At 60.8% G+C, this 13,583-nt stretch carries 13 protein-coding genes and 1 tRNA gene; 8 read left to right on the top strand and 6 right to left on the bottom strand.

Going from position 1 to position 13,583, the window contains the following annotated elements; translation table 11 throughout:
• Positions 1–1,899 (top strand): hydantoinase B/oxoprolinase family protein, encoded by a 1,899-nt coding sequence (locus ACN0WW_RS10640; protein ID WP_417612231.1) that lies wholly within the window; start codon positions 1–3, stop codon positions 1,897–1,899.
• Entirely contained in the window at positions 1,896–3,110 is a 1,215-nt protein-coding gene (locus tag ACN0WW_RS10635; protein ID WP_417612229.1) for a CaiB/BaiF CoA transferase family protein, read from the top strand. Before ACN0WW_RS10640 ends, ACN0WW_RS10635 begins: the two co-directional genes overlap by 4 nt.
• Before the next feature lie 198 nt (positions 3,111–3,308).
• Here ACN0WW_RS10635 and ACN0WW_RS10630 read toward each other — a convergent pair.
• Both ACN0WW_RS10630 and ACN0WW_RS10625 read right to left on the bottom strand, forming a co-directional pair.
• Positions 3,309–3,396 (bottom strand) — tRNA-Leu (locus tag ACN0WW_RS10630).
• A gap of 113 nt (positions 3,397–3,509) precedes the next feature.
• Positions 3,510–4,256, bottom strand: a complete 747-nt coding sequence (locus ACN0WW_RS10625) for an MJ0042-type zinc finger domain-containing protein (protein WP_417612227.1) — start codon at positions 4,254–4,256, stop codon at positions 3,510–3,512.
• Positions 4,257–4,453: 197 nt separating this feature from the next.
• On the opposite strand from ACN0WW_RS10625, the gene ftsE reads away from it, so the two are divergent.
• Genes ftsE through ACN0WW_RS10605 form a run of 4 tightly spaced genes read left to right on the top strand, consistent with a single transcriptional unit; the run spans position 4,454 to position 7,309 of the window.
• The gene (ftsE, locus tag ACN0WW_RS10620) at positions 4,454–5,182 is read left to right on the top strand and encodes a cell division ATP-binding protein FtsE (protein ID WP_417612225.1); all 729 of its coding nucleotides are present in this window, start codon (positions 4,454–4,456) and stop codon (positions 5,180–5,182) included.
• Positions 5,179–6,075, top strand: a complete 897-nt coding sequence (locus tag ACN0WW_RS10615) for a cell division protein FtsX (RefSeq protein ID WP_417612223.1) — start codon at positions 5,179–5,181, stop codon at positions 6,073–6,075. Before ftsE ends, ACN0WW_RS10615 begins: the two co-directional genes overlap by 4 nt.
• Before the next feature lie 9 nt (positions 6,076–6,084).
• A complete protein-coding gene (locus tag ACN0WW_RS10610; protein ID WP_417612221.1) occupies positions 6,085–6,618 on the top strand; it encodes a YdcF family protein in 534 nt (177 codons plus the stop codon).
• 1 nt (position 6,619) lies between these two features.
• Positions 6,620–7,309: a lysophospholipid acyltransferase family protein gene (locus ACN0WW_RS10605; protein WP_417612629.1), complete on the top strand. Its 690-nt coding sequence runs from the start codon at positions 6,620–6,622 to the stop codon at positions 7,307–7,309.
• Between the two features lie 39 nt (positions 7,310–7,348).
• On the opposite strand, the gene ACN0WW_RS10600 is transcribed toward ACN0WW_RS10605, so the two are convergent.
• From ACN0WW_RS10600 to hisC, 4 genes are all read right to left on the bottom strand, one after another.
• Entirely contained in the window at positions 7,349–8,833 is a 1,485-nt protein-coding gene (locus ACN0WW_RS10600; RefSeq protein ID WP_417612219.1) for a spinster family MFS transporter, read from the bottom strand.
• 176 nt (positions 8,834–9,009) lie between these two features.
• Positions 9,010–9,438, bottom strand: coding sequence for an antibiotic biosynthesis monooxygenase (locus ACN0WW_RS10595; RefSeq protein WP_417612217.1), 429 nt, complete (start codon positions 9,436–9,438; stop codon positions 9,010–9,012).
• A 93-nt stretch (positions 9,439–9,531) separates the two neighbouring features.
• Positions 9,532–10,440 (bottom strand): prephenate/arogenate dehydrogenase family protein, encoded by a 909-nt coding sequence (locus tag ACN0WW_RS10590; RefSeq protein WP_417612215.1) that lies wholly within the window; start codon positions 10,438–10,440, stop codon positions 9,532–9,534.
• Positions 10,440–11,540 (bottom strand): histidinol-phosphate transaminase, encoded by a 1,101-nt coding sequence (gene hisC / locus ACN0WW_RS10585; protein WP_417612213.1) that lies wholly within the window; start codon positions 11,538–11,540, stop codon positions 10,440–10,442. The genes ACN0WW_RS10590 and hisC overlap by 1 nt, the downstream gene beginning before the upstream one ends.
• Before the next feature lie 115 nt (positions 11,541–11,655).
• Here hisC and metX point away from each other — a divergent pair, with 115 nt between their 5' ends.
• Both metX and metW read left to right on the top strand, forming a co-directional pair.
• Positions 11,656–12,780 carry a homoserine O-acetyltransferase MetX gene (metX, locus tag ACN0WW_RS10580; protein ID WP_417612627.1) on the top strand — a complete coding sequence of 375 codons (1,125 nt, stop codon included), beginning with the start codon at positions 11,656–11,658 and terminating at the stop codon, positions 12,778–12,780.
• A 124-nt stretch (positions 12,781–12,904) separates the two neighbouring features.
• Entirely contained in the window at positions 12,905–13,492 is a 588-nt protein-coding gene (metW, locus tag ACN0WW_RS10575; protein ID WP_417612625.1) for a methionine biosynthesis protein MetW, read from the top strand.
• Positions 13,493–13,583: the final 91 nt, after the last annotated feature.

Genomic DNA, 13,583 nt, shown 5'->3' with positions numbered 1-13,583 from the left:
ATGCCTGCAGAAATTATCCAAGAAAACTCTGAGCCGTTCAAGGAAATTGACCTTGATCCGGTCACGCTGGACATCATTGAAAACGCTCTGCGCAACGCCCGGATCGAGATGGATGCGACGCTCGTCCGCACCGCCATGTCACCCGGTATTCGCGAACAGGGTGATGCGTTCCCGCTGATTGCAGACCCTGCCGGTAAAATGATCGTCGGCCAGTTCGGCAGTTTTATCGACGGCTTTTTGAAGACGTTCGACGGCACGATCGAAGACGGCGACATGATCTTTCTCTCCGACCCCTATTCTTGCGATGGCGCCGTCAGCCATTCGAATGACTGGATGGTCATGCTGCCGGTGTTCAAGGACGGACGGCTGATCGCCTATACTGCGATGTTCGGCCACCAGTCCGATATCGGCGGCAGCGTCGTCGGTTCGATGCCGATCGGCGCCAAGTCCATATTCGAGGAAGGTGTGCGTATTCCGCCGGTGAAGATCTGGAAAAAAGGCGAATATAATGATGATCTGATGAAGCTGGTCATGCACCAGACGCGCAAGCCGGACTGGTGCCAGGCCGATCTCAACGCGCTGATCGCATCCTGCCGGGTTGCTTCGAACCGCCTGATCGAGATGGCGGAACGATTTGGCGATGATGTCTATTACTCGGCAACGCAGGAGTTGCTGGCCCGCAATTACCGCGCGATGAAAACCCTGTTGAGTCAGGCCGTCGCCACCGAGAAAGTCAGTTTCGAGGATTATATCTGCGATGATGGCATGGGCTATGGCCCCTATAAGATAAAGTGCACGATGTGGCGGGAAGGCGAGAAGGTGATTCTCGACTTCGCAGGCACCGACCCGCAGTCCGTCGCTTCGATCAACTTTCTGCTGAACGAAAATATGTTCAAGATGTTCTTCGGCATCTACATGATCATGGTCTTCGATCCGCAGATTCTGTTCAACGACGGCTTTTATGATCTGATTGATGTCCGCATTCCGGAAGGGTCTTTGCTCAAGCCGCAATTCCCCGCGGCGCTTTCGGGTCGCACCCACGCGCTGGGCCGCATATTTGATATTTTGGGCGGGCTGCTGGGGCAGGGTACGCCAGAATTTCTCAATGCTGCCGGGTTTAGCTCTTCGCCGCATCTGTTCTATTCAGGCTGGGATGAGCGGGAGGGTAAACCGCGTGAATGGTTCCAGCTCTTCCAGATCGGTTTTGGAGGCATTCCGGGACGACCAATGGGCGACGGCCCCGATGGCCATTCGCTCTGGCCGGGTTTCACCAACGTGCCTAACGAGTTTCTGGAACGCTATTTCCCGTTGCGGATCGAGCGATATGAGACCGAAGTCGACAGCGGCGGTGCTGGGCTGAATCGCGGTGGTAACGGTATCCACATGACCTACCGTTTCCTGGCCGATGGTGCGATTGCCGTGCATGATGATCGCTGGTTCGTTCCGCCCTGGGGCGTCAATGGCGGCCGGCCGGGGGCACGCGCACGCAAAATTCTCGAACGCGTCGACGGCAGCACTGAAATTGTTGGCAATAAGATCGAGGATCTGCCCGTCAAGGCCGGAGAGCAATTGCACTTCATCACCTGGGGTGGTGGCGGCTGGGGCGATCCGCTGGAACGCGATTCCGAACTTGTGGCGCTGGAAATTCGCCAGGGGCTGGTGTCGATCGAAGGCGCTCGGGAATATGGCGTGATAATCAACGAAGACATTACGGTCGATCAGGAAGGCACTGACAAACTGCGGGCAGAGCTGAAAGCGAGCCGGGGCGAATTGCCCTTGTTTGATTGCGGTCCGTCGATCGAGACATTGCGGGAAAATTGTGAAGCGGAAACGGGGTTACCAGCGCCGATCCAGCCGGAATGGAGTGAGAAGCCAGAATTTGTAGAGGCAGCGGAATGAAACTGGAAAACCTGATAAGAGAAGAATCAGCCGGCGCGCTTTCCGATATTCGTGTCGTCGAAATGGGGCAGTTGCTTGCCGGCCCGTTTTGCGGCCAGCTGCTGGGCGACATGGGCGCGGAGGTCATAAAGATCGAACCCCCGAAAACCGGCGACCCGATGCGGCTTTGGGGCCAGGGCGATGAAAAGGTGCAATGGGAGGTTATCGCCCGCAATAAAATGTCGGTCACATGCAATTTGCGTGAGTCGGCCGGGCAGGAACTGGCCCGTAAACTGATCGCCACGGCGGATGTTCTGGTCGAAAACTTCAAGCCCGGCACGCTCGAACGCTGGGGCATGGGCCCCGACGTATTGCAGGCGGAAAATCCCGGTCTGATCATTGCGCGCATGTCGGGCTATGGCCAGGACGGCCCCTATTCCGACCGGGCCGGCTTCGGGGGCATCGGCGAAGCGATGGGCGGCTGGCGCTATATCGTTGGCGACGCCGATCGGCCGCCTTCGCGCATGGGCGTTTCGATTGGTGACACATTGTGCGGCACTTATGGCTGCATGGGTGTGTTGGCGGCGCTGCATCACCGGGAACGAACCGGCGAGGGACAGATTGTCGATACCGCTTTGTACGAGGCTGTTCTGCAGGTGATGGAGGGACTGGTTCCCGAATATGACAAGAATGGCGTGATCCGCGAACGAACCGGCTCTGTCTTGAAAGGCATAGCGCCGTCCAACGTGTACCGAACCAAGAATGGCCATTTCATGATCGGTGCGAACAAGGACGAAATCTTCAAGCGGCTGGCGATGGCCATGGGAAAACCCGAGCTGGGCGACGATGAGAAATATAATACGCATATCGCGCGCGGCAAAAACCAGACGGAACTGGACGATCTGATCAACGAATGGACAGAGACCCTGACCGTCGACGAGCTGGATGATCTGATGATCGAATATTCGATTCCTGCCGGCAAGGTCTATCGGGCACCGGACATGATCGACGATCCGCATTTTAAGGCGCGTCAGGCGATCATTGAGGTGGAAACCTTGCGGCACGGGAAATTGAAAATGCAGAATGCATTTCCGAAATTTTCCAAATCCAAGACCGGTTTCAGAAACCCGGCGCCGGCCGTTGCGGGGCAGGACAATGAAAAGGTCTATGAAGCGGTTCTGGGCTATGACGCAGACCAGCTCGCCCAACTGGAGGCCGACGGAATCATATGATGCCGGTCAGGGCGGATCCGTAGACCCGCCAGGCAGCTTTTTTGTTAGATTGATAGCCATTCAGGGTCGCTGGTGGCCAGCAGGGCGGCGGTGTGTTGCGAAGCACATCGCCGCTTTACTTATGCGCAGTCGCGGCAAGACCGTGATGGCAGCCTAGGGTCGCCGAACGGCGCAAATCTTGTCTTTTGGGATTTAGTCTGGTGCGGTCGAGAAGACTCGAACTTCCACGGGATATTATCCCACAGCGACCTCAACGCTGCGCGTCTACCAATTCCGCCACGACCGCACTGTCTCTAGCTTGGGACAGCAATGTCCCGGGTAGGCGCGTGCCCTTAGCAAAGGGGTGTGGCAGCCGCAACAGATATTCGCTGCTGGATCGCGACTATCGTCACTGCGCGTTTAGTCGCGGCTCTGGTCTGCCCATCCGACTTCCAGCTGGCTGGCCCCGCGCGGTACGTCGAGCTTGGCTTCGTTGAAGTTGATTTTTTCGCCCGGCGCCAGAGATTTTTCCGGCGGGTTCATTTTCCAGCTGTAGACGATCCGGCCACCGGCATCGCGCAGGATCACCAGCATTGGCGGGACATCCTGGTCGGTGGTGGTCGGGTTGATAATCGTTCCGCTGGCGGCAAAATATTCCGTGCCGTCGGGCAGGGTGCGACGATCCTGTTTGGCGCTCAGCTCGATCAGCAGTGGTGTTTCCTCTCCCGAAGCGAACTCATACTCGGAAATCCATCGCGGCGGCCCGAAATAATAGAGTGCAGAACCCGCGCCGATTACCAGTGCGGCAAATGCGATCGCTGCGATTGTCCACAATTTCGCCGGATTGCGGCGGGCCTTGAACGGCGGTTCGTGCGCAAAACTGCTTTCGCCGACACTATAGCCGGGCGCGGCGGAAATCGGCGGCGGTGGTGAACGGGTGACGGCTGGGGCAGGCGGGGTCGGCACCCAATTGCGTGTCGGCTCGGCCGCGCTGGTCGGTGGCAGTTGTCCGGATGCGTCGGCAGTGGCCAGCTCCGGCTCGGGAATCGCAGCCTCCTGAAACCAGCTGTGGCGACAGGAAGCGCAGCGTACCGACCGGCCATTGGGTCCAATAGCGCTGTCGGGCACGAGGTAACGTGTTTTACAAGCCGGGCAATTCAAAATCATGACAGCTTCTCTAAACACGCCATCAGGACAAACTGCAAGTGGCTGTATGACGGATTTGAGACCGAAACGGGTTTTTGCGCGTTTTACCGCCGAATCGATTGCTACGGCTCGATAGCGGAGTTGATTTGGAGGGTCTTCCCGGCCTATTGGTCGCGGGACCGGGCAATATTTCGCCGCGATATTGGAATGTAGAGCTGATGGACGAAATTGTTCGCTTTGAAAATGTCGGCCTGCGCTACGGTGCAGGCGCAGAAACGCTGGCCGATCTGAATTTCACCTTATTTCCCGGCAGCTTCTATTTTCTTACCGGCGCATCGGGCGCGGGCAAGACCTCGTTGCTCAAGCTTCTCTATCTGTCCCAGCGGCCCAGCCGCGGGGTCATCCGGCTGTTCGGCGAGGATGCCGTCACCATGCCGCGCGAACGCCTGCCGGGTTTTCGCCGCCGGATCGGCGTGGTCTTTCAGGATTTCCGGCTCGTCCCGCATCTGTCGGCGTTCGACAATATCGCGCTGCCGCTGCGGGTCGCCGGGGTCCGCGAAAAGGATCTGGAGACACCAGTCACCGAAATGCTGGACTGGGTAGGGCTTGGCGACCGCGCTTCGGCCCGGCCGGCAACGCTGTCGGGGGGCGAGCAACAGCGGGTGGCGATTGCCCGGGCGGTGATCGGCCGGCCGGAAATATTGGTCGCCGACGAACCCACGGGCAATGTCGATCCAGACATGGCGATCCGTCTCCTGCAATTGTTTGAGGCGCTCAACACGCTGGGTACGACGATTGTCGTGGCAACCCATGACATCCATCTGCTCAGCAAAGTACCCGGTGCGCAGATGATGCGGCTCGAAAAAGGCATGCTGGCTGATCCGACCGGCTCGCTGCGTTTCCCGCCGTTGTCGAAGCGCGGTGGCGATAAGCCGGCGGAATCATGATCAAGCTCTTTGCCATTCCGGCGCATGACCGGCGCCTGATTCCCGAGGGACGCTTGTCCGGTCCGATGCCCTGGGTCATCGCAATTATGATTTTTCTCACCGTGCTGGCCGCGGCGGCCGGTCTGGCCATGACCCGGGCGATCGGTGACGTGTCGGATGAACTGTCCAGTCGCGCGACGGTACAGATCATCGAAGCCAATCCGGAAGTCCGGGCCCGCCAGGCCGCCGCCGCGGCTAATCGGCTGCGCGGCCTGCCGCTGATTGAGGAAGTCCGGCTGCTGCCGCCGGAGGAGATCGAGGCGCTGATCGAGCCGTGGCTCGGCACGCAGGATCTGGCCGACGAAATCCCGCTGCCGGCGCTGATCGACCTGAAGCTGGCGCGTGTGGCCACGGACGCCGAATATCAGTCGCTGCGCGACCGGCTGCAATCCATTGCCCCGGACGCCCGGGTCGAACCGAGCAGCGGCTATATCGCGCCGGTGATATCGCTGGTGCGATCGTTTCAGTGGATTGCCTTCGGGCTGGTGGCGCTGCTCGCGCTGGCGACCGGTGCTGCGGTGATCATCTCGGCGCGCTCAGCGCTCAACACCCACAGCGAGACCATTGCAGTCGTCCATTTGCTGGGCGGCACCGACCAGCAGATCAGCCGCCTGTTCCAGCGGCGTATCGCGCTCGACGCCTTGCTCGGCGGCCTGATCGGACTGGTCGGCGGGGCAGCGATCATCTGGCTGATCAGCACGCAGCTGAACGCGCTCGGCTCCGGCCTGGTCGAATCGGTCGGCCTAGACTGGTGGAGCTGGTTGATAATTGCCGCCATTCCGATATTGGGGATGTTCCTTGCCATGGTTACCGCCAGGTTGACGGTGATCGGCGCCCTGAGAAAGATATTGTAGCACGGCCTGATGATCCTGCGTTTTGTCTCGTTCCTGATCCTGTTGTGGATCATCGGCTTTGCCTGGTTCGCCATCGACCTGCCGCGTCCGGCACCCGATGAGGCGCAAACCGGCTCGGTCGTCGTGCTGACCGGCGGCGCGGGCCGGATCGACAGGGCGCTTGATATCGTCGGGTCAAAGGCTGCAGACCGCCTGCTGATCTCCGGCGTCGATCGCGACGTGAAGCCGAAAGAGCTCGCGGCCGAATATGAGCACGCCGGTGACTTGTTTGATTGCTGTATTGATCTTGGTTTTCAGGCGGTCGACACGCGCTCCAATGCGCTCGAAATTGCCCGCTGGGCGTCCCGGCGGGGTGACAAGTCGGTGCGCCTGGTGACGTCCGACTGGCATATGCGGCGGGCCCGGCTGGAACTGGAACGGGCGATGCCGCCGGACGTCGAGATCCTGTCCGATGCGGTTCATACGCAGCCGTCGCTGGGGACGCTATTTGTCGAATATAACAAATATCTGATGCGCCGGCTGGCGGCGCTGGCGGGTGTCTGAGATGCTGGCCGTCATCCGATCGCTGATCTTCATGGCCGTCTTCTATCTCGGCTCGGTGCCAATTATCATCGCCACGTTTATCGGCGCCTTTTTCTGGCCACCGACCATCTATTATATGGCGCAATATTGGAGCCGCTATCACTATCTGTGCGCACGCCTGATCCTTGGCATCCGGGTCGAGGTCAGGGGCGAGCTCCGCGACGAGCCGCTGCTCTATGTCTTCAAGCATGAAAGCATGTTCGAGACGATCGACCTGCTGCGGCTGTTCGACAAGCCGGTGGTGATCGCCAAGAAAGAGCTGCTGGTGATCCCGCTGTGGGGCTGGATCGCCACCAAGCACGGCCTGCTCGGCATCGACCGCGACGGCGGCGGCGCGGCGATGCGGCAGATCATCAAGCAGGCCAAGAAAGCGGTCGCCGAAGGCCGCCCGATCGTCATCTTCGCCGAAGGCAGCCGCGCCCATCACGGCCAGCGCCCGGAACTGCAGACCGGTTTTGCCGGCATCTACAAGCTGATGGGCATCCCGCTGGTCCCGGTCGCCCTCAACAGCGGCATCATCTCCCCCCGCGATACCTTCGTCCAGAAAAGCGGCGTGATCACCTATGAGGTGCAGCCGGAGATTGAACCGGGCCTCGACCGCGAAGATATCCGCCAGCGGGTGCACACCGCGATCAATGTGCTGAATGATTGAGTGACGGTCCGATCGCGGCAAGTCAGGATGGACTGACGCTCACCGTCCCATATCGCGCTGGATCGTCCGGCTGGCCATATAGAAGTGGAAGATCGACCACAGATAGAGGCATTTGAACAGCACCATCGACCATCTGAGTCCGTCGGCATTGGCCGAAGCGCAGGCGCTCTGCGCAGCGGCGGTCAGATTGCTGGCCTTGCACGCCTCCAAGGTCAGCGCCGGATCAAGGCCAGACAGGAAGGTCGCGTTCAGGATGGTTGACAGGCCGCCGATCAGTGGCGGGCCCAGACCATAGCCGAGCAGATTGACGATAAACAGGGTGACCGCCACCGCAGTGGCCCGCATCCGGCTGTCAACCACGCCGCTGGGGACGGCATAGAGCGGGCAGAGATAGGTGTAGAGCAGCATCTGGCCGACCATCATCAGCGGGACCGCCAGCCACAAGGATTCTGCCAGATAGCCTACCACGTGCATGGGGATCACCCCGATCAGCGCGAACATCGGGATCAGCGCCAGCGCCTTTGGGAAGCGCTTGGCATATTTGTCCGCCAGATAGCCTGACATATAGGTACCGATCGCCGCCATCACCGCCAGCGCCAGCGCGATCTTGACCGACGCGTCGAATATCGACAGCTCATGGGTCCGGATCAGAAAGGATACGAAGAACTGGCCGACGCCATAATTGACGAAGGAGGCGATGGTGACGCCCATGGTGACGTGCCAATAAGCGGGCTTTTGCGACAGGATCTTGAGCACGGCGCCAAATCCGACCTGCTCCCGGTTTTGCATCTCCGCCGGATCGGTATAGCCGCGTGGCGGCTCCTTGATGGTCATTTTCACGAGCATCGCAACCATGATGCCGGGCACTCCAACCACGACAAACGCAACCCGCCAGCCCTCGATATTCTGCCAGTCCAGCAAATTGACGGCCCAGGTCCAGTTCCAGCTGGCGAGCAGGGCACCGACGATCGGGCCGTCAAGATTGCCGACGATATAACCGCCGAAAACATAGGCGACCATGCCGCCAAGCGGGATGCCAAGCGCGTAGACAGAGACGGCCGTGGACCGCTCGGCTGGCACAAAATAGTCGGCGATCAGGGAATTGGCCGGCGGCGAGCAGCCCGCTTCGCCGATGCTGACGCCGATGCGGAAGATGAAAAGGGCGATGAAACTGGTGGCAAAGCCGCACAGGACGGTCATCAGGCTCCACAGGGCCACCGATCCGGCGATGATCCACACCCGGTGATGTTTCTCGGAAAAGCGCGCGATCGGGATGCCGACAAAGGTGTAGAGAATGGCAAAGGCGGGGCCGCCGAGCAGACCCATTTGCCAGTCCTCGACACCAAAGCTCTCTTTAATCGGCTCGGTCAGGATATTGATGATCGTGCGGTCGATGAAATTGAAAATATAGACGGTGAGCAATATGCCGAGAATATAGTTCCGGTAGCTCTTGCTGCCATAACCGCTATCCGGATTTCCACCGTGCGCGGGATGCGCGTCGCTGATCGCTGTCGCTTCGGCCAAATCCGGACTCCCCTGATGTTTCCCGGTGGCCCAGCTGTTTAGCAGCTTGTCACCCACCGGATTTTTCTGACACGATACCGAATTTTTCGGCTTTGTATATTCCGTTAACCCCGCGCCGACCGCTTCTTGCCTTTCGATCGTTTCCTATGGAGGTCTTAACTGTCAAACAGGCTCATTCATGCCCTAACCAGCGGCGCAGCTCTGCTGGTTCGGGGCGCGAGATAGCTCAGGTCCCCATGATTCAGGCTTGGATTAAGAAGTTTTGACGGTCGCCCCTCGGTCCGCATGCGCTGGTCGGCGTCCTGCCAGTCGGGCAGATTCGTCCCGCTTTGCTCCCAGTGTACGATACTGGCTTCGTCGCACCATTGCATCAGCTTGGGCATCGCCCGCAGATGCGCGCCGCTTGTCATAAAGCGCCGCATCGCCGCCTGGTCTTGCCACAGCGTCATCGTCCAGAAGGTCCGCTTGCGGTCAGGCAGCAGGGAGCCTGCAATAAATCCGTCCGCGCGTCTGACCTGCGCATTTGCGCCAAAGGTATGAATGGCGAAGCTCGGGAGAAAGCGGATCGACCGGATTCTCAGACGGGTTATGCTGACGAAGACCATGCAGGTTCCTTTTACGGTACATGGCCTTGGCTCTTACGTATTACAAGCAGGGCCGCAGTCCCCCCTTGAGGATGGGCCCGGGATATGTGGTCTTCAGTCGTGCGTCCGTCCGAAATCCGGTGCGGCGTCGTCCTGGCCTTCCTCGATGATCCGGCGGCGGATCGCCCGGGTCTTGGTGAACAGGTCAAACAGTTCGTCGCCCTTGTCCCAGCGGATCGCCCGCTGCAGCGCGGTGAGATCCTCGGAAAAGCGCTGCAGCATTTCCAGCACCGCTTCCTTGTTGGACAGGAAGACATCGCGCCACATCGTCGGATCGGAGGCGGCGATCCGGGTAAAGTCGCGGAAACCGCCAGCGGAATATTTGATCACTTCGCCGCGCGTGACGTCTTCCAGATCGGATGCGGTGCCGACGATCGTATAGGCGATCAGATGCGGCAGATGGCTGGTCACCGCGAGCACCAGATCGTGATGCTTGGGATCCATGATCTCGATATTGGCGCCCAGCTTCTCCCAGAAGGCCTTCAGCCGCTCGACATCGCCTTTGGCCGCGTCATTCGGAGGGGTCAGAATGCACCAGCGGTCGTGGAACAGGGTGGCAAAACCGGAATCCGGGCCGCTGTTCTCGGTGCCGGCGACGGGATGGGCGGGAATGATCCGCGCGCCGGGCAGCGCTGCGGCGAGCGCGGTCTGAACGCTGTCTTTGGACGATCCGACATCGCTGATCACGGCGTCGGCTGGCAGGTCGGCAGCGATCTCGGCGGCGACATCGGCCATCACCCCGACCGGCACGCACAGGATTACCAGTTCGGTATCGGTCACTGCGGCCCCGGCGCTGTCGCTGACATCATCGCAGAAACCGAGTTCGAGCACGCGCGCCCGCACCGCCGGATCGCTGTCATAGCCGATGATCCGGGCGGACGGCATTGTCTGGCGGACGGCATGGGCGATCGAGGAGCCGATCAGCCCCAGGCCGATAATCGTGATCTGGGCAAAAGGCAGCATCAGCCAGCGGCTTCCAGTATCTCGCGCAGGGCCGTGGCGACGCCGCGGGTCTCTTCCTCGGTGCCGATGGTAATCCTGAGGCCGTTGACCAGTCCCTGTCCGGGCAGCCAGCGCACCGCATAGCCGCGCTCCATCAGCTCTGCATTGGCCTGTTCAGCGCTTACTTTGCCCTCAAACAGCACCAGCAGGAAATTGGTGTGGCTCGGCACGACGCGCAGCCCGTGATTGCCCAAGGCGCTCATCTCGTCGGTCAGCCATTGCCGCCACTTGGCGTTATGCTCGCGGCTCATGGTGACAAAATCATCGGCGGCGAGGGCGGCAACGGCGGCTTGCTGGCCAGCGGTGGTGACATTGAACGGCAGCCGGATTCTGTTCATCGCGCCGATGACATCGGCATGGGCATAGCCCCAGCCGATCCGCTCCGCCGCCAGCCCGTGGATCTTCGAAAAGGTGCGCGTAACCAGCACATTGGGCTGGGTTTCGGCCAGTTCCATCGCGCCATCATCTTGCCCCTCGTCCATATATTCGGCATAGGCGCAATCGAGCACCAGCAGCACATGGCCGGGCAGTGCTGCGTGCAGCCGCGCAATCTCGGCGCGCGGCGCAAAAGTGCCGGTCGGATTATTGGGATTGGCGATAAAGATCACGCGCGTATTGTCGGTGACCTTGGCGAGGATCGCGTCGACATCGGTGCCATAATCCTTGTCATCGGCGATCACCGGCGTCCCGCCATAGCGCCGTGCCGCGATATCATAGACGGCAAAGCCATATTTGACATATATGATCTCGTCGCCCGGCCCGCTGAAGGCGTTGGCGGCCAGATGCAGCACATCGTCGGAGCCGGTGCCGCAGATGATCCGCGCCGGATCCAAGCCATGTTTCGCGGCGATCGCCTCGCGCAGTTTCGTCGAGCCGGGATCGGGGTAGCGATCCACCGAAGCAGATGCCGCGTTCAGCGCTTCGCCCGCCGCCGGGCTGCAGCCGAGCGGATTCTCGTTGGCCGACAGCTTGACCAGCTTGCGCCCGTCGTCGCCGCTCGATTTGCCGGGCACATAGGGCGCGATCCCCATGATCCAGTCTTTCGGTTTTGGTCCGTTCATTGGCTTTGCCCGCTTGTGCTGTGATGATCCAAGAGGCCGGACTAATCATTGCGGCTGGTCAGTCAACCGCATTATCATTTGACGCTCGGGATTTCGCCGCTTAGCTGCCTTGATGATGAGCGAAGATGAGCGTTTTGGACTGGACCGCAAGGTCCGCCTGCTGGGACCGCTGCCGCTGGACAGCGGCGCCAGTCTCGCGCCCGTCGAATTCGCCTATGAAACCTACGGCAGTTTGAACGCAGACCGCAGCAACGCGATCCTCGTCTGCCACGCGCTGACCGGGGATCAATATGTCGCCTCGACCCACCCGCTCACCGGCAAGCCCGGCTGGTGGGAGCGGATTGTCGGCCCGGGCAAGCCCGTCGACACCGATCGCCATTTCGTGATCTGCGCCAATGTCCTGGGCAGCTGTCTCGGCAGCTCCGGTCCGGCCACCATTAACCCCGCCACCGAAAAACCCTGGGCGATGGATTTCCCGGTGATCACCATCGCCGACATGGTCCGGGCGCAGGCGATGCTGCTCGACCATCTCGGGATCGAGCGGCTGCACGCGGTGATCGGTGGCTCGATGGGCGGCATGCAGGCGGTCAGCTGGGCAGCGCTTTATCCCGAGCGGGTTGCCTCGGCGGTGATCATTGCTTCGGCCGCGCGACACAGCGCCCAGAATATCGCTTTTCACGAGGTCGGGCGGCAGGCAATCATGGCTGATCCGCGGTGGCGCAAGGGCGCCTATTATGCCGATGACGATCCTCCGAGCAGTGGCCTCGCCGTCGCCCGGATGGCCGCGCATATCACCTATCTGTCGGAAGCCGGCCTGACCGAGAAATTCGGTCGCCGCCTGCAGGACCGCGACGCCAAGACCTTCGGCTTCGACGCGGATTTCCAGGTCGAATCCTATCTCCGGCATCAGGGGATCGCCTTCGTCGACCGCTTCGACGCCAACAGCTATCTCTACATCACCCGAGCGATGGACTATTTCGACCTCGCCGAATCGCACGGCGGCGCCCTGGCCAACGCGTTCCGGGGCTCGAAGACCCGCTTCTGCCTGATCAGCTTCGACACCGACTGGCTCTATCCGACCAGCGAAAGCCGGGCGATCGTCCACGCGCTCAACGCCGCCGGCGCCGAGGTCAGCTTCATGGAACTCTCCAGCCCGTTCGGCCACGACAGCTTCCTGCTGGACAATCCCGAAATGTACCGGATCATCGATGGCTTTCTCAAGGCGGGAGAGGGCAGATGAGCCTGTCTAGTCCGTTCGTCCTGACCCTATTTCTTCCGTTAGTCCTGAGCCTGTCGAAGGACGCCTCTCGACCAGGCCCGGGCTTCGACAAGCTCAGCCCTAACGGCATGGGGCCAGGTCAATGATAAAACTCCGCCCCGACCTGCAGATCATTGCCGACAATATCGCTCCGGGCAGCCGGGTGCTCGATATCGGCTGTGGCGATGGCGCGCTGATGGCTGCCTTGCGCGACCAGAAGGGCTGCGATGCGCGCGGGCTGGAGATCGACCCGGCCAATGTCGCCAGCGCCGTGGCCAAGGGCCTCTCCGTCGTGCAGGGCGACGCCGACACCGATCTCGCCGCCTATCCCGACGGCAGTTTCGACTATGCCGTGCTCAGCCAGACGCTGCAGACCACGCGCCGGCCAGATATCATGCTCGACCAGCTGCTCCGCATCGGCCGCCAGGCCTTTGTCAGCTTCCCCAATTTCGCCCACTGGCGCATCCGTCTGTCGCTGCTGGCCGGCGGCCGCATGCCGGTCACCCGGCTGATCCCGCAAAGCTGGTACGATACGCCCAATATCCACCATGTCACCATCGCCGACTTCCGCGCGCTGGTGCAGGACGGCAAATATGTCCAGGAGGGACAATGGTTCCTCAGTGGCGACAAGCAGACCGGCACAGCGGCGGCCAACCTGCTGGCGGAACATGCGGTGTTTTTGCTCAGGGGGTGACCGTTGTGCTCCGGCCTCCGAGCCGGAGCCCTGCCGTCGGCAAGATACCTTCCAAGGCTCCGCACCAAGCGCGGAGCACAACCGTCATTGC

It is taken from the genome of Parasphingorhabdus sp., from assembly GCF_048269865.1.
GTDB lineage: Bacteria > Pseudomonadota > Alphaproteobacteria > Sphingomonadales > Sphingomonadaceae > Parasphingorhabdus.
The sequence above is the reverse complement of the archived record's forward strand: the minus strand, read 5'-3'. Positions and strand labels throughout refer to the sequence as shown.

Bases quoted from the DNA above. Each gene is read 5' to 3' on its own strand.
- ACN0WW_RS10640 (WP_417612231.1), top strand. From the start codon at position 1: ATGCCTGCAGAAATTATCCAAGAAAACTCTGAGCCGTTCAAGGAAATT.
- ACN0WW_RS10635 (WP_417612229.1), top strand. From the start codon at position 1,896: ATGAAACTGGAAAACCTGATAAGAGAAGAATCAGCCGGCGCGCTTTCC.
- ACN0WW_RS10625 (WP_417612227.1), bottom strand. From the start codon at position 4,256: ATGATTTTGAATTGCCCGGCTTGTAAAACACGTTACCTCGTGCCCGAC.
- ftsE (WP_417612225.1), top strand. From the start codon at position 4,454: ATGGACGAAATTGTTCGCTTTGAAAATGTCGGCCTGCGCTACGGTGCA.
- ACN0WW_RS10615 (WP_417612223.1), top strand. From the start codon at position 5,179: ATGATCAAGCTCTTTGCCATTCCGGCGCATGACCGGCGCCTGATTCCC.
- ACN0WW_RS10610 (WP_417612221.1), top strand. From the start codon at position 6,085: ATGATCCTGCGTTTTGTCTCGTTCCTGATCCTGTTGTGGATCATCGGC.
- ACN0WW_RS10605 (WP_417612629.1), top strand. From the start codon at position 6,620: ATGCTGGCCGTCATCCGATCGCTGATCTTCATGGCCGTCTTCTATCTC.
- ACN0WW_RS10595 (WP_417612217.1), bottom strand. From the start codon at position 9,438: ATGGTCTTCGTCAGCATAACCCGTCTGAGAATCCGGTCGATCCGCTTT.
- ACN0WW_RS10590 (WP_417612215.1), bottom strand. From the start codon at position 10,440: ATGCTGCCTTTTGCCCAGATCACGATTATCGGCCTGGGGCTGATCGGC.
- hisC (WP_417612213.1), bottom strand. From the start codon at position 11,540: ATGAACGGACCAAAACCGAAAGACTGGATCATGGGGATCGCGCCCTAT.
- metX (WP_417612627.1), top strand. From the start codon at position 11,656: ATGAGCGAAGATGAGCGTTTTGGACTGGACCGCAAGGTCCGCCTGCTG.